This is a genomic window from Pseudomonas sp. SMN5, from assembly GCF_052041925.1.
In the GTDB taxonomy this organism is placed as follows: domain Bacteria; phylum Pseudomonadota; class Gammaproteobacteria; order Pseudomonadales; family Pseudomonadaceae; genus Aquipseudomonas.
The window spans coordinates 192,030-207,360 of record NZ_JBKGGX010000008.1; the positions used below are offsets into that span (position 1 = coordinate 192,030).

Below are 15,331 nucleotides of genomic sequence, written 5' to 3' on the forward strand. Positions count from 1 at the left end.
TGCCCCTGGCTGCCCAACATGTTTTTTAGTTTTTTCAGGCCTGCACGACCTGTTGCAGAGCCATCGCCAGGCTTTCGACCCGGCGCTGCTCAGTGTCCTTGATATGTTGCAACTGCTGGCCGAGCGTCGGTGCGCCAAAGACACCGCGCACGCCTTGGGACACATCCCCACCCTGCATCGATTGGCTGCCGAAGGCGTTCAGCGTTTCACTCTCGCCTGCAGTGTCCTGATTGAACAGGGACGACAGCGTGCTGCTGCCGAACACCCCGCCGTCTCCGCCACCGAATCCCAGGAAGCCATGGCCCGAGCCATCGCCGGCGGCGTCGTTGCTGAACACCTGGGCGATGTAGCTCGGCGCGAGCGCGCCACGGTTGATGAAAATATCCCCGATCGGACGCAGCCCCCCACCCACATCCCGCTGTTCGAACAGCGGCGGGAAACCCAGCGGCGAACCCAGGTTGCCGGTAGGCGGCGCGAAGACGATCGGTTGCAACGGCACCTCGGACGGCGGCGTAACCGTGACCGGGTCCGAAATCAGGTACTCCGGCGGCGGCTTCACATCGTTGGGCACCACAGTATCGATCGCATAATTATTCGACACCGCTACGCTGGCCCCGGCATTGCCCGTCAGGTCGCTGACATTGCTGGTGTCCAGGGCGATGAAGTTGCTCGGATCGGTGAGGTTAGCCGCCGGGGTGAACGTTGCGGTCCAGGTCCTGCCTCCGTCGCTGCTGGTCAGGTTGGTCAACACACCGTTGGTGACGCTGAGGTCCGACAGGTCGAAATTGCTGACGGCTTCACTGAAGGTGATTGTCACCTGGGTGCTCTCGCCCACGGTCAGGTTCGAGTCGGCGACCACGATAGTCGCTGTCGGCCGGGTAGCGTCGAGTGCGTAGTTGCTGGAAATCGCGATGCCTGCCCCGGCATTGCCGGCGATGTCCTGCACAGTGCTGGCGTCGAGCAGGATCAGGTTGGTGGCATCGCTGACGCCAGCGGTCGGCGTCAGGGTCGCGGTCCAGGTCAGGCCGCCATCGCTACTGGCGAGGTTAGACAACACGCCATTCGCCACGCTGATATCGGATAGATCGAAGCCGGTCACCGCCTCGGTGAAGCTGATGGTCACGGTGGTGGTCTGGCCGATGCCCAGGCTGGTATCGCCCAAGGTGATGGTAGCGCCCGGGCGGGCCGTATCGATCGCGTAGTTGTTGGAACTCACCACGCCAACCCCGCTGTTGCCCGAGACGTTGACCACGCCGCTGGTGTCCAGGCTGATCAGGTTGCTGGTGTCGGTGATATTGCTCGCCGGCGTGAAGGTTGCCGTCCAGGTGATGCCGCCATCGGAAGAGGACACATTGCTCAGGATGCCGTTGCTCACATTCAGGTCGGCGTTGTCGAAACCGCTGACCGCTTCCGAGAAGGTGATGGTCACCAGAGAGGTTTCACCCACCCGCAGTGCACTGTCGGCGACCACCACCGTGGCCGTCGGCACCCGGGTCTCGACCGCGTAGTTGGCCGAATCAGTGGTGCCGGTCCCGGCGTTGCCGGCGGCATCGCTCACGCCACTGTTGTCCAGGCTGATCAGGTTGGTCGCGTCAGTCACGCCCAGGGTCGGTGTGAATGTCGCGGTCCAGGTCAGGCCGCCGTCACTGCTGCTGACAGTGCTCAAGTTCCCGTTACTGACACTCAGGTCGTCATTGCTGAAGCCGGTCACCGCTTCGCTGAAGGTGATGGTCACCTGCGCGGTTTCACCTGGCCGCAAGGTCGAATCGCTGAGCACAATGGTGGCCGTCGGGCGCTCGGTATCCAGCGCATAGTTGTTGGAATCGGTGGTGCCACTGCCGGCGTTACCCGCCAGGTCGGCAACGCCGCCGTTGGTGAGGGTGATGATGTTGCTGGTGTCGGTGATGCCAGCGGTCGGCGTGAAGGTGGCGGTCCAGGTGATGCCGCCGTCGCTGCTGCTCAGCCCGCTCAGGGTACCGTTGGCAACCGTCAGGTCGGCCGTGGTGAAACCGGTCACTGCTTCGCTGAAGGTGATGGTCACCTGCGACGTTTCGCCAGCGGCAATCGCCGTGTCGGCGACCACAATGGTTGCCGTCGGGCGCACGGTGTCGATGGCGTAGTTGTTGGAGTCGGTGGTGCCGACCCCGGCGTTGTTCGCGCCATTGCGCACGCCAGTGTTGTCCAGGGTGATCAGGTTGCTGGTGTCGGAAACGCTGGCGTTCGGGGTGAACGTCGCGGTCCAGGTCACGCCGCCATCGCTGGACGACACATTGCTCAGGGTGCCGTTGCTGACGCTCAGGTCGCTGTTGTCGAAGCCATTCACGGCTTCGTTGAAGGTGATGGTCACCAGCGACGTTTCACCGATGCTCAGCGACGGATCGGCGACCACGATGGTGGCGGTCGGTACCTGGGTGTCGATGGCGTAGTTATTGGAGCTGGTCGCGCCGGTTCCGGCATTGCCCGCCCCATCGCTCACGCCGGTGTTGTCCAGCACGATGAGGTTGGTCGTGTCCCGAATACCTATGGCCGGGGTGAACACCGCGGTCCAAGTGATACCGCCATCGCTGCTGCTGACCGCGCTCAGGGTACCGTTGGCCACGCTCAGGTCCGAGTTGTCGAAACCTGTGACCGCTTCGCTGAAGGTGATGGTCACCAACGACGTTTCGCCAACGCTCAGCGCGTTGTCCGCCACCACGATGGTGGCGGTCGGACGCAGCGTATCGACGCCGTAGTTGTTCGAGTCGGTGGTGCCGACGTTGACGTTGCCGGCCAAGTCAACGATGGCGCCGCTATTGAGCGAAATGACGTTGCTGGTGTCCGTGACACCCGCGGTCGGGGTGAAGGTCGCGGTCCAGGTGATACCGCCGTCACTGCTGCTCAGGCCGGAGATCACACCGTTGGCAACCGTCAGGTCGGCGCTGGTGAACGCGGTCACTGCCTCGTTGAAGGTGATGGTTACCTGTGAGGTCTGGCCAGCGGCAATGGCCGTGTCGGCCACCACGATGGTCGCCGTTGGGCGCACGGTGTCGATGGCGTAGTTGTTCGAATCGGTGGTGCCGACCCCGGCGTTGTTCGCGCCATTTCGCACGCCCGTGTTGTCCAGGGTGATCAGGTTGCTGGTGTCGGAAATGCCGACGCTCGGAGTGAAGGTCGCGGTCCAGGTGACGCCGCCGTCCGAAGACGAAACGCTGCTCAGCGTGCCGTTACTGATTGTCAGGTCACTGTTATCGAAGCCGTTCACCGCTTCGTTGAAGGTGATCGTCACCAGCGAGGTTTCACCGATGCGCAACGACGAATCGCTCACCACGATGGTCGCCGTCGGCACATTGGTGTCGATCTGGTAGTTGTTGGAGTTGGTGGTGCCGGTCCCCGTGTTGCCGGCCGCGTCGCTGATGCCGGTGTTGTTCAGCACGATGACGTTGGAAGTGTCGACGACCCCGAGGGCCGGGGTGAAGGTGGCGGTCCAGGTGAAACCGCCATCGCTGCTGCTGACCGCACTCAACGTGCCGTTGGCGACGGTCAGGTCGGAATTGTCGAAGCCGGTCACCGCCTCGCTGAACGTGATGGTCACTAGCGAGGTTTCACCGACGCTCAGCACGGTGTCGGCGACCACGATGGTCGCGGTCGGCCGCAGGGTATCGACGACGTAGTTGTTCGAACCGGTGGTGCCGGTGCCGGCGTTGCCAGCCCCATCCGTGACACCGGTGTTGTCCAGGGTGATCAGGTTGCTGGTGTCGGTGATGCCGGCCGAAGGCGTGAACGTCGCGGTGTAGGTGATGTTGTCGCTGGTGGTCAGTCCACTCAACACGCCGTTGGCCGCGGTCAGGTCGGCCAGGGTGAAACCGGTCACGGCTTCGCTGAAGGTGATGGTCACCAGCGAGGTTTCGCCCACGCTCAATGCGCTGTCGGCCACCACGATGGTCGCGGCGGGGCGTAGCGTGTCGATGGCGTAGTTGTTGGAATCGGTGGTGCCGCTGCCGGTGTTGCCGGCCGCGTCCTGCACGCCAGTGTTGTCCAGGGTGATCAGGTTGCTGGCGTCGCTGATGCTGGCCGTCGGCGTGAAGGTAGCCGTCCAGGTGATGCCGCCGTCGCTGCTGCTCAACCCGCTGAGCGAACCGTTGGCGACGGTCAGGTCGGCAGTGGTCAGCCCCGTCACGGCTTCGTTGAAGGTGATGGTCACCAGCGAGGTTTCGCCCACGCTCAATACGGTATCGGCGACCACGATGGTCGCGGTCGGGCGCTGGGTGTCGATGGCGTAGTTGTTCGAGTTGGTGGTACCAGTGCCGGCGTTACCCGCCGCATCCTGCACGCCGGTATTGGCCAGGACGATCAGGTTGGTCGCATCGCTGACACTGGCGTTCGGCGTCAAGGTCGCGGTCCAGGTGATGCCGCCGTCGCTGCTGCTCAACCCGCTGAGCGAACCGTTGGCCACCGTCAGGTCGGCCAGGGTGAAACCGGTCACGGCCTCGCTGAAGGTAATGGTCACCAGCGAAGTTTCGCCAGCGCTCAGCGCAGTGTCGGCGACCACGATGGTGGCCGTCGGACGCAACGTATCGATCGCATAGTTATTCGAGTCGGTCGTGCCGATATTCCCGTTCCCGGACAAATCGGCAATGCCGCCGCTGTTCAGCGTGATCAGGTTCGTGGTGTCGCTGATACTGGCGTTCGGGGTCAGGGTGGCGGTCCAGGTGATGCCGCCGTCGCTGCTGCTCAACCCGGTGATCGTGCCGTTGGAGACCGTCAGATCGGCAGCGGTAAAGCCAGTGATCGGCTCGCTGAAGGTGATGGTCACCAGCGAGGTTTCGCCCACGCTCAGGGCAGTATCGGCGACCACGATGGTGGCCGTCGGACGGGCAGTGTCGATGGCGTAGTTGTTCGAGTTGGTGGTGCCCACACCGGCGTTGCCGGACAGGTCGGCGACCCCGGTCTTGTCCAGCACCACCAGGTTCGTGGTATCGGTGACGTCGGCAGTCGGTGTCAGGGTCGCGGTCCAGGTGATACCGCCGTCGGCGCTGCTCAGGCCGCTGATAGTGCCGTTCGCCACCGCCAGGTCGGCGGTGGTGAAACCGGTCACCGCTTCAGAGAAAGTGATGGTCACCGCCGAAGTTTCACCGCTTCTGAGCGCGGTGTCGGCCACCACGATGGTCGCGGTGGGCGCCACGGTGTCGTTGACGACATAATTGTTCGAGTTGGTAGCGCCCACGCCCGTATTGCCGGCCAGGTCGGCGACGCCGGTATTGTCCAGCGTGATCACGTTGGTGGTATCGGCGATGTTGCTGGCCGCCGTCAATGTGCCGGTCCAGGTGATGCCGCCGTCGCTGCTGCTCAAGCTACCGACGCTGCCGTTCTGCACTGTCAGGTCGGACGCGGTAAGGCCGGTCACCGCTTCAGAGAAGGTGATCGTCACCAGCGACGTACCGCCGGAGTTCAAGTTGGTGTTCGCCACGACAACGGTCGCCGTGGGAGGCGTCGTGTCGGGCACATAGTTGGTGTTGATGGTGCCGCCGTCGCCATAGACGTTGGCGACGGAAGCCGGCGAGGTACCAGCGCTGCCGGCGCTGCCGCCACCGACGCCGCTGCCGCCGACGTTGCCGGACAGGGCTGCGAAGTTGGCCGCGGTAATCAGGATCGCGCCCTTGTTCCAGATGGCGCCGACGCCGACGCCGCCCGCACCGCCGGTGTGGGTGTAGCCACCGCCGGCACCGCCGCCACCACCCCCACCACCGGCGCCGATGTTGTTGGAAATCACCGAGTTGCCGATGATGCGCAAAGTCGCACCGGTGTCGTTGTAGATACCACCGACGGCGCCGCCGCCCGCCCCGCCCACGGCGTTGTAGCCGTCACCGCCACCGCCGCCGCCAATGGACAAGCCCGCGCTGGCCGCCGTGCCGCCGGCCGAGCCGGTGCTGTAGCCTGGATACGCCGCACCACCGGCACCACCGCTGGAGTTGCCGCCCCGCCCGCCCATGTTGAAGAAGCCACCGCCGGCGCCGCCCTGTCCGGTCGAGCCTACGGAGCCGGTGGCGTTGAGGGTGTCGCCGCCGCGACCGCCAATGCCACTGCCGACCGCGCCGCCACCACCACCGCCGCCACCGGCATATTGCGGCGTCACGCCGCCACCGCCGCCGCCACCCGATGCGGCGTTCGCGGTCACCGTGACGTTGCGCAGGGTCAGGGTCCCGGCGTTATAGATCCCGCCGGCCTTGGCGACTGCCGCATCGACGCCGCCATTGCCACCGTCGCCCGCCACCAGGCCGCGGGTGATCACCAGGCCATCGAGCGTCGCGGTCGTACCGGAGGTCACGTTGAGGACCTGGGTGCGGAATTGCCCGTCGAGGGTGACATCGGCGACGTTGTCATTATTGAGATCGCCGTCGATGGTCACGTTTCTGTTGACCACCAGCACCTGGGTCAGCGCGACGGTCATACCGCTGCTGAAGGTCACGATGTCGCCGTTCTGTGCCGAAGCCAGGGCCGCACGCAGCGAGCCCACGCCGGTGTTGGCGTTGTTGGTGGCGGTCCAGGTGGCGAGACCCCATTGGTAGTCGCCCATGGCATTGGCCGAGAGCGCATTGGCGCTCTCGATATTGCCGGTGGCGATTTCCAGGTCCCAGTCGCCGCCCAGGCCGGTGCGGTCGTTGGACGCCGCCACGTCGCGGCCGGTCAACTGCGCCAACGAATCCACGAAGCTCAGGCCACGGTCGCCCTCGGCGGTGTAGCAGCCGTAGATCAGGATATCGCCGCCCGCGTTCATGTCCTGGCCGATCTGCGCCAGCACCTCACTGCGGGCCTGGACGTTATCCGCCGACAGGTAGGCGGTGCCCAGCCACAGGTCGCCGGCGTTACCGTGGGCGATGATCTGCACCGAGCTGACGCCCTGGTGGGTGTCCAGGTAATCGGCAATCTGTTGCAGGCCATCCTTGGTCGCATCCAGCTGAACCACCTGGGTGCCAGGCGCCACGCCTTCGAGCAGGCTGGCGGAATCCTTGACCCGGGAATCGACGAACACCACCGATTTGCCGGGGACGGCGGCCTGGGTAGCGTCGGCCTGTCCTTGAGGGGCGTGGCTGTTGTCAGCCGACTGATCGGCCGTGGGCGTCTTCGCCGCTTCGGCGGTGGGATGTGCGTCCGGTTGCGCGGCGTCGGCCACGGTCGCGGCCACCGCGCCGTCGAACAGCATGCGCGGCTCCAGGGACATGATCATTGGCGATGCCAGGGCCTGTGCGCCCTCGGTTACCCGCGATTTACCTTTGCTCCACCACATGACGTTCACCTGGACTCGAACTTCTTGAACACGCAAATGAAGAAAACCGCCATCAGCTGAGGGCGGCGTCGGTTTTCATACGAATGACATTGGCCGCGCTGGCAGACCCATCGCGCCAGAACGACAACTCGGCATACTTTTCAAACAGATCCGGCGGCAACAGGGTGCGCCGGGCTTGCGGCGCGACCTTGGGCTTGACCTTGTGCAGGCCGGCAACGCCCAGGGCCTGGTCGAAGGCCGGCGCGTCGTAGGTCAAGTGATTGAAATCGTGCTCGAACCAGGGCTCGCCGATGAACTCGTACACCAGGCGCATCACCCGCTCCGGGGCCTGGCTCAAAAGGTCGTAATCGACGATCAGCAGCGACTCGGCGTTTTCGCCGTAATAGGCTTCCTTGAGCGCCGTCCAGGCAAACCCCACCAGGCGGTTGCGCTGGGCCAGGGTTTCGCAGCGGCTGTAGACGGTGTTGCGCTCATCATCGTCGTTGAACAGCTTGGTGTTCTCGAACGGGTTGGCGCGGTATAGCCGTTCCAGGCTGTCGAGCACCCAGGCGACGTTGCGTACGCACGCGATGGTCTTGGCCTGGGGAAAGAGGTCCTGCAAGGCCGGCAGACGCGCGCACCATTGGCGGTTGGTGTCGAAGATGACCGGTTTGTCGGCCTTGTCAGCGTAGTAGGAATCAAACAGGCCGCGCAGCAGCCGACGACGCTGGTCGGTGTCGATCACCGAACCGAACTCACTGCCGGCGCTGCATTGTTGCAGGACGCTGCTGAACAGCGAGCCGACCGGGCTGGTCATGCCGGCGTGGAAGCGCGGATTCTGCAGAAGAATCGCGGAAAGAAGGGTCGAGCCCGAGCGCGGCAAGCCGGAGATAAAGTGAAACTGCGACAATCCCTTCACCGTGTGTAGTCCATTTTTACCCAGAGCGTAGCCGAGGAAATAATCGGCGCCTAGTACTACTTTGATATCAAGTGCCGTACCGTCTGTAAAAAAGATGGACGGTATAGACGACCAGGCGCGCCTGAATCGATTAAGCCAGCCGGCAATGTTTTTCCGCTGTCGTTGCCCGGCAAAATCCGTTATCCGCGTCTACGCTCAGCCGTGCGTGACCAGGCCAGGGAAAGAAAGGAGTCGGACTGATCGCACTCCTTCGCGCTATCCCGTCCGGCACCACCAGACCAAATAACCTGAGGGATGAGGATTCCATGGAAGTATTCATCGGCACTATCCAGCCGTTCGCCTTTAACTTCGCACCCAGGGACTGGGCGCTGTGCAACGGGCAGACGCTCAGCCTTGCTCAATACCAGACCTTGTTCGCGCTGATCGGCGTGACGTACGGAGGAGACGGCCAGACCACTTTTCTGCTCCCCAACCTGCAAGGCCGCATGCCCATCGGCCAGGGCAATGGGCTGGGCCTGACCCCACGGGTCATCGGCATGGTTTCCGGCACCGAGAACGTCACGGCAACCATCAACAACCTGCCCAACCACACCCACGCTCTCACCGGCGTCACGGCCAACACCACCCTGCAACTGGCGAACCCGGCCAGCAATCCACTGAACACACCCACGGTCACCAACTCGTTCATCGGCACCTCGGGCACCGGGCCGGGCGCGGCGAATATCTATTCCGACCAGCTCGGCGCCTCGCCAGTGCCCTTGCAAGGCGTCAGCACAACCGTCAGTGGGACGATTTCACCGACCGGCAACGGTCTGCCAATGGCAATCATGAACCCGTTCCTGGCGATCAATTTCAGCATTGCCCTCCAAGGCATTTTCCCGTCCCGCAACTGATGGTCCGCCGGGGGGCGCAAGTCCTCCGGCCTTTTGGAGTTTCGACATGCTGCATGAGGTTCATAGCCACCATTTCCAACCGTTGCTGGGCCAGACCAGCGAGCTCACCCTGCCCGATGGAAGCCGCCTGCCCGTACGGATCGAATCCCTTGAACAGACCCCTCGAGCGAAGATGCCGCACGCGCAACGCATGCCGTTCTGCGTGGAGTTCAACAGTCTTGGAACCACGGAATTCGTCGACGGGCTCTGTGCGCTGGAGGTGCCCGAACTGGGACGCCTCGAAGGGCTCTTCGTGTCGCGCATACCGCCCATGGGACGCGATCCTACGGTGGGGTATTTCTACATAGCGTTCAACTGAACCCAGCATCAGACCAATAACCTGAAGGACGAGGAATCTATGGAAGTCTTCATGGGCACCATCCAGCCGTTTGCCTTTAACTTTGCACCCAGCGGTTGGGCGCTCTGCTATGGGCAAACGCTTGGCATCGCGCAATACCAGGCGCTTTTCTCCCTGCTCGGCACCTACTACGGGGGCAACGGCCAGACCAACTTCATGCTGCCCAACCTGCAAGGCCGGCTGCCCCTGGGCCAGGGTAGCGGCGCAGGCCTGAGCACACGGGTGATTGGCGAGGTTTCCGGCACCGAGAACGTCACCGCGACCCTGAACAACCTGCCGAACCACACCCACACCCTCACCGGCATCACCGCCAATACCACCCTGCAACTGGCGAACCCGGCGAGCAACCCGGCGAACACGCCAAGCGCTACCAACTCATTCATCGGCACCTCGGGCACCGGGCCGGGCGCGGCAAATATCTATTCCGATCAGATTGGCGCCTCGCCGGTGCCGCTCAAAGGCGTGAGCACGACCGTCAGCGGTACGGTTGCGCCGACGGGCAATGGCTTGCCGATGTCAATCATGAATCCGTTCCTGGCGATCAACTTCAGCATCGCCCTGAACGGCCTGTTCCCGTCCAGGAACTGAAGACCCACTGCAAAGCTGCCCGCAGCAATGTGGGAGCGAGCCTGCTCGCGATAGCGGTGTGTCAGTGACCAGTGGCTCGACTGACCCGGCGCTTTCGCGAGCAGGCTCGCTCCCACAAGGGACAGGCGACGCATCGGCGATTTATCAGTTGCCCTTCGGATACCAGACCAACCGCTGCGCCGCCGGGTTGCTTTCCTGCACCTGGAAGCCCAGCGCCAGGTAGTGCTGGCGTGCGTGGGGATTGCTGGCCCAGACCACGGTCGCCACCGGGCAGCGGATCTGTTGCGCGGCTTTCTGCACTCCCTGCAACACCGCCCGGCCATAACCCTGCCCACGGGCCTGGGGGATGAAGGCCAGATACAGCACGCGGATTTCATTGGGGCCGAAATCGGTACTCAGCGCGCCAATGGCGGTGCCGAGCTTTTCCACCACGTAATGCATGGCATTGGGGAAATTCTCCCCCAACCCCTGCTCCTGCACCTGGAACTGTTGGGCGATCACCTGTTGCACCTGCTCGTGCTCACCATCGATCCATTGCAGATCCGGTCGCGCCGCCTGGTAAAGGCTCTGTAAAAACGGCCCGTCGCTGACCTGTGATGGGCGCACTACCAATCCTTCTGCCGCCACTGCTTGCATGTTCGCTCCTAGAACCCGCTTTCCCTCACACCCAGCGCCGCCAACCGGCGCCAGGCCGCTCCCAATACCGACTCGCCCTGCCCCTGCAACACCACCACGCCTCGCAGCGGTTGCACCGGCGCCGACGAGTCGTCGACGGCGCTCAAACGCACGCCATATTGAGCCTGCACCGGTTCAGCCCGTTGCTGCGAATCGCGACGCACGGCAATCGGCCCATGGTGATCGGATGTGAGTGCCTGCTGCTCGACCCAGGCCACGCCGTTGGTATCGACTTCATCCAGCCGTACGGCAATCGAGGGATGCATCGGATCGTCGGCGATAAACCGACCCGTGGCACCAGCCCCGACCCGCCATAGTTCGGCTTCGGTCAGGTAGCCGCGCAACCGGGAATCGGTCTGCACCACTCGCGCCAGCGCTTGCGTGGGTGACAACCAGCGACCGGGCACCAGCTCCGGCAACAGATCTCGCACCTGGCCGGCGTGGGGCGCGCGCAATGACAGGCGTTCGCGCTGGGCCACCAGGCCGCGGAACTCGGCCACCGCTTCTGCCAGTTGCTGTTCGACGATGCCTGCGTCGGCCGCGGTTTCGCTGCGCCCGGCCTGGCGGCGCATTTGCAACTGCTGGATCTCGATTTCCCGGCGCACGATGGACAGGCGCGAGGCCATGTCCGGTGACTCCAGTTCGATCAGCACATCACCTTGGGCCACGGTCTGACCATCGTGCACGTTGACCTGTTTGACCCGCGCCGCGACAGGCGCATACAACGCACTGGCGCGTCCGGCCTCCAGCATGGCCGGCACCTCCACGGCGCTACGCCAAGGCAGCAATAACGCCACCAGCAAGGCCAGCAGTACCAGGGCGCTGAACAGCACTCGCGGCGCGTGGGCCTGCTCGCGGCGGCTCCACCATTGCCGCCATTCGTTCACGATGGGCATAAAGATGAACCAGACCAATTCCACCATCATCAGAAAAATGCCCAGCACCTTGAAGAACAGGTGATAGACCGCCAGGGCAATCCCGAAGAACAACACCGCGCGCCATAACCACGAGCCGTATCCCCACAGCAGCAGACGGCGGCGCATCTTCGGCGACCAGGGTTCCGGTGCCGCCACGCCATAGCCGAACAAGGCCTCGCGCAGGCGCCAGCGGCACAGGGCAAATGCGCGCCCCTGAAGGTTATCCACCGCCCAGAAATCGCTGAGCAGGAAATATCCATCAAAGCGCATGAACGGGTTCAGGTTGATTATCAGGGTGGTGATCCAGGTCGCACTCGCCAGCATGAACGCCGCCGTGCGCGCCGGCCCGTCGGGCAACAACGACCAGGCCAGCAATGCAACGCACGCCAGCAACAGCTCCGCCAGAACCCCACCGGCGCCGATCAGCAACCGGGCCCGACGATCGTTGATCCGCCAGGCGTCGCTGACATCGGTATAGAACATCGGCAGCAACACCATGAACGCCACGCCCATGCTTTGCACCCGGCAACCGGCGCGCTTGGCCATGAAAGCATGGCCGAACTCATGGCACAGCTTGGCGAAAAACAACGCAGCCCCGAACGCCAGCGCACCACCGAGGCTGAACAGGTGCGGAAACGTCGCCACGAACCGCTGCCAGTCCCGCGACACCAGGAAAATACCCAGGCCCAGCGTCAGCGGCATGCCATAGCGCAGGATGGCCGGACCGAATCGCGCCAGCCAAGGCCAGGCGCGGTTGAGAAACGCATCCGGGCGCCACAGCGGGATACGGAAAAACAGATATTGATGCAGCAGCACCTGCCACAGGCTCTGACGCTGGGCGGCCAGCTTGAACTGATAGCTGTCGCGCTGTTGCGGGTCCGTCGCGCTGATCAGGTCGTGCCCGCGCAAGAAGCCCAGCAATTGCTCCAGCGACTCGCCATTGAGCGGCAGGCCCGGCTCGCGATTGGCCGCTTGCAGCACCTGTTGCGGATCCCCCAGAGACCAATGCCGCAACATGCGCATCGCCGCCGCGCCAAGTTTGAAATAGCGGCCACGAACCGGGTCGGCCAGGGTCCATTGTGGCGAGCCATCCGGGTCCGGGGCTGCCGGCGACAATTGCAGGTCCGCCCGCAAGCTCGGCAGGTTCATGCTACAGGCCTACACTCTGACGCAGGCCAGCCAGTGGCCGACGCAACAGGTACAGCGCCAGCGGGGCGCGGTCGCCAAAAATCTTTGCCGTGCCCCTCAAGCCGATACGCGGCGCCGTCGCTTCGAAACGCGCATCGAGCCGATACGCCAGTTGTCCGGCGGCGGTGGGCTGCGCTTCGTAGGCCGACCGTTCGAGTCGGGCCAGGTGGCGCTGCAACGGATCGCTGTCGAGAAACAACGCCACTTGCGCCCCGGGGGCCAGGGTGATCGCATCGCCCACTGCCAACTCGATACGCAACTCGGCCTGGTTCGGGTCAGCGATTTCCATCAGCCGCTCGCCGGTCTGTACCGGTTTACCCAACCAGCGTTCGGCGTCGGCGAACACCGCGATGCCGTCACGCTCGGCGCGCACTTCGCTGCGCTTGAGCAGCTCGATCGCATAGTTGCGCTCGGCGCGTTTCTGCTCGACGCGGGCGGCCAGCAGGTCAATTTTCGAACTGGATTCGGCGTCGGCAAACGCACGCTGGGCGTTGGCCTTGAGTTCAGCCTCGGCCACCCCCAACGCACGCTCGGCGACATCGGCCTGGGCCTTGAGGCTGGTGCTTTCGAAGCGCAGCAGCAGGTCGCCGTTCTTGACGCTCTGGTTGGGCTTGACCAGGAATTCGGCGATCACGCCGTCCAACGGTGCCGCCACCACCTGCCCGCCCAGCGGCACCACCTCGGCGGGGGCCAGTACCGACTGGCGCACCGGGATCAGCAGCCCCAGCAACAGCACTGCCACCAGCGCGACCTGGCGTTTGCGGGTCCAGCGCAGACGCCACGGCTTGCGCGGTTGCAGCGCCAGCCAGGCGTGGCTGTAGGTGTCGCCCAATTGCGACAACAACACTTGCTCTGGCGGCGTCCACGGCAAGTCGCGGGCCAGCCACAAGCCACCAAACACCTGCCCCTGATGATCGATCAACGGCAACCAGAACACCTGCCCCGCCGACAGGCTCTGCCAATCCGAACGGATCGATTCACTCAACCCGTCGGCGGCGATCACCCGGGCCTGGTTCAATTGGCCTTGCTTGAACAACTGCGCCACCGCCTGCTCGACAAACGCCACGAACGGCGCATTCGGCTCAATGACGCTAACGCCGGTCACCGCCTGGACCTTGCCGGCAATCAACAGTGCGGCGTGGCGAAAGCCGAACAACGCCTGGCCGTCATTGACCAGGCTGTAGCTCAACTGCGACGGCGTACGAGCGGCCCGCGTCTGGCGTTCAAGGTCGAGGAAGCGGGCAAACACCTGCTCGGCGCTGCCCATGACCGGGGCGTTCACTTGGGCTCCGCGAAATGCGCCGTGCCGCTCATGCCCGAGAGCAGGCCGCTGGCATCCGGCACGCTCGCCACCAGCAGCAGGGTCTGGCTACCCTCATCGATACGAGCGCCCAGGCGCTTGACCGTCGCTTGCAACGGCTTGCCGGTTTCATCGGGAATGAAGGTGAAGGGTTGGCCGGGCTTGAGCTTGTCCATCCAGCGCGACGGCACCAACAGATGGATCTCCAGGGTGCGGTTGTCGACCACATCCAGCAGCGGCGCGCCGGCTGCGACGCTTTCATAGCGCTGGACCTTGCGCGCCACCACCTGCCCGTCGAACGGCGCGATCACGCTGCAACGCTTGACCTGCACCTGATACACCTGGGACTGCGCCTGCGCCTCGCTGAGCCGGGCTTCGGCTCGCGAAACTTCGAAGCGCCCGACCGACTTCAACTGCTCCAGCTGCCGGTTGTGGGCCAGCTCTTCACCGGCACCGCGACTGGCCGCCTGGGCCGCATTGAGCTGGGCCTGGTACGCCGAGCAATCGAACCGCGCCAGGGTATCGCCCTTCTTGAACGACTCGCCTTCGCTGAACGGCAATTCGACGATCCGCCCGGCCAACTCACTGGCCAGCACCGCCTGATCCCGCGCCCGCAGCACCCCACGCGCTTCATTGCCACCCGCCGAGTTGGCGGTGACGTTACTTTGCAGCAATGGATCGTCCGCCACAGGCGTTTGCGCCTGGACACCACACGTTACAAAGGCCAATCCCACAACCCAACTACTCAAACGCCACATGACCGCTACTCCCTGACGGATGGGCGGAGTCTACGACAGCGGTGGGGAGCGTCAAGGGCGTTGCCTTGGGAAGTGGGAAAACTCTTGTTTCAAAAAGGCTGGACGAGCGCTCAACAGCACTTAATTATTTGCCTAAAGGTAAAGGGAAAATTTCTTACGAAGATGCCGGAAGATCCGCTCGTTCAAAACAGCAGGAAATGATGGACTATTTTTGACATTAAACCTCTCCAGCTATTTTGAATGGCCGCCGTAATAATGACTGACAAATCAGCTTGAAAATGCCTTGACCCTTCACAGCGAGGCTGCACAAAACTCAACTCGCCGGTGCTGATGCTTGCCCACTTGCTGTTGACGTAATGTCAACTCAGGCTTAGGATTCGCTCACTGCTCAACCCCGTACGCAGAGATTAAGTTCTCTGGCCGTTGGGGTGAAAAAACCGGCTTCGGCCGGTT

At 63.7% G+C, this 15,331-nt stretch carries 9 protein-coding genes; 3 read left to right on the forward strand and 6 right to left on the reverse strand.

What is annotated here, in order from left to right:
- Positions 1-34: 34 nt before the first annotated feature.
- Positions 35-7,264 (reverse strand): Ig-like domain-containing protein, encoded by a 7,230-nt coding sequence (locus ACLEJR_RS10895; RefSeq protein WP_440813816.1) that lies wholly within the window; start codon positions 7,262-7,264, stop codon positions 35-37.
- A 52-nt stretch (positions 7,265-7,316) separates the two neighbouring features.
- Positions 7,317-8,162 carry a sulfotransferase family protein gene (locus tag ACLEJR_RS10900; protein ID WP_440796804.1) on the reverse strand — a complete coding sequence of 282 codons (846 nt, stop codon included), beginning with the start codon at positions 8,160-8,162 and terminating at the stop codon, positions 7,317-7,319.
- A 305-nt stretch (positions 8,163-8,467) separates the two neighbouring features.
- Here ACLEJR_RS10900 and ACLEJR_RS10905 point away from each other — a divergent pair, with 305 nt between their 5' ends.
- Genes ACLEJR_RS10905 through ACLEJR_RS10915 form a run of 3 tightly spaced genes read left to right on the forward strand, consistent with a single transcriptional unit; the run spans position 8,468 to position 10,040 of the window.
- On the forward strand, positions 8,468-9,055 hold the full coding sequence (locus ACLEJR_RS10905; RefSeq protein WP_440813818.1) for a phage tail protein: 588 nt from the start codon (positions 8,468-8,470) through the stop codon (positions 9,053-9,055).
- Between the two features lie 46 nt (positions 9,056-9,101).
- Positions 9,102-9,413, forward strand: coding sequence for a DUF6916 family protein (locus tag ACLEJR_RS10910; protein WP_440796808.1), 312 nt, complete (start codon positions 9,102-9,104; stop codon positions 9,411-9,413).
- 39 nt (positions 9,414-9,452) lie between these two features.
- Positions 9,453-10,040, forward strand: a complete 588-nt coding sequence (locus ACLEJR_RS10915) for a phage tail protein (protein ID WP_440796810.1) — start codon at positions 9,453-9,455, stop codon at positions 10,038-10,040.
- A gap of 144 nt (positions 10,041-10,184) precedes the next feature.
- Here the strand turns inward: ACLEJR_RS10915 and ACLEJR_RS10920 are convergent, their stop codons facing one another.
- From ACLEJR_RS10920 to ACLEJR_RS10935, 4 genes are read right to left on the reverse strand one after another with little or no spacing between them, the layout of a single operon-like run.
- Positions 10,185-10,676 carry a GNAT family N-acetyltransferase gene (locus ACLEJR_RS10920; RefSeq protein ID WP_440796812.1) on the reverse strand — a complete coding sequence of 164 codons (492 nt, stop codon included), beginning with the start codon at positions 10,674-10,676 and terminating at the stop codon, positions 10,185-10,187.
- A gap of 8 nt (positions 10,677-10,684) precedes the next feature.
- On the reverse strand, positions 10,685-12,781 hold the full coding sequence (locus ACLEJR_RS10925) for a biotin/lipoyl-binding protein (RefSeq protein ID WP_440813820.1): 2,097 nt from the start codon (positions 12,779-12,781) through the stop codon (positions 10,685-10,687).
- A gap of 1 nt (position 12,782) precedes the next feature.
- Complete coding sequence (locus tag ACLEJR_RS10930) at positions 12,783-14,102, reverse strand: efflux RND transporter periplasmic adaptor subunit (RefSeq protein ID WP_440813821.1); 1,320 nt, start codon at positions 14,100-14,102, stop codon at positions 12,783-12,785.
- A complete protein-coding gene (locus ACLEJR_RS10935) occupies positions 14,099-14,878 on the reverse strand; it encodes an efflux RND transporter periplasmic adaptor subunit (RefSeq protein WP_440813823.1) in 780 nt (259 codons plus the stop codon). The genes ACLEJR_RS10930 and ACLEJR_RS10935 overlap by 4 nt, the downstream gene beginning before the upstream one ends.
- Positions 14,879-15,331: the final 453 nt, after the last annotated feature.

Bases quoted from the DNA above. Each gene is read 5' to 3' on its own strand.
- ACLEJR_RS10895 (WP_440813816.1), bottom strand. From the start codon at position 7,264: ATGTGGTGGAGCAAAGGTAAATCGCGGGTAACCGAGGGCGCACAGGCC.
- ACLEJR_RS10905 (WP_440813818.1), top strand. From the start codon at position 8,468: ATGGAAGTATTCATCGGCACTATCCAGCCGTTCGCCTTTAACTTCGCA.
- ACLEJR_RS10910 (WP_440796808.1), top strand. From the start codon at position 9,102: ATGCTGCATGAGGTTCATAGCCACCATTTCCAACCGTTGCTGGGCCAG.
- ACLEJR_RS10915 (WP_440796810.1), top strand. From the start codon at position 9,453: ATGGAAGTCTTCATGGGCACCATCCAGCCGTTTGCCTTTAACTTTGCA.
- ACLEJR_RS10920 (WP_440796812.1), bottom strand. From the start codon at position 10,676: ATGCAAGCAGTGGCGGCAGAAGGATTGGTAGTGCGCCCATCACAGGTC.
- ACLEJR_RS10925 (WP_440813820.1), bottom strand. From the start codon at position 12,781: ATGAACCTGCCGAGCTTGCGGGCGGACCTGCAATTGTCGCCGGCAGCC.
- ACLEJR_RS10935 (WP_440813823.1), bottom strand. From the start codon at position 14,878: ATGTGGCGTTTGAGTAGTTGGGTTGTGGGATTGGCCTTTGTAACGTGT.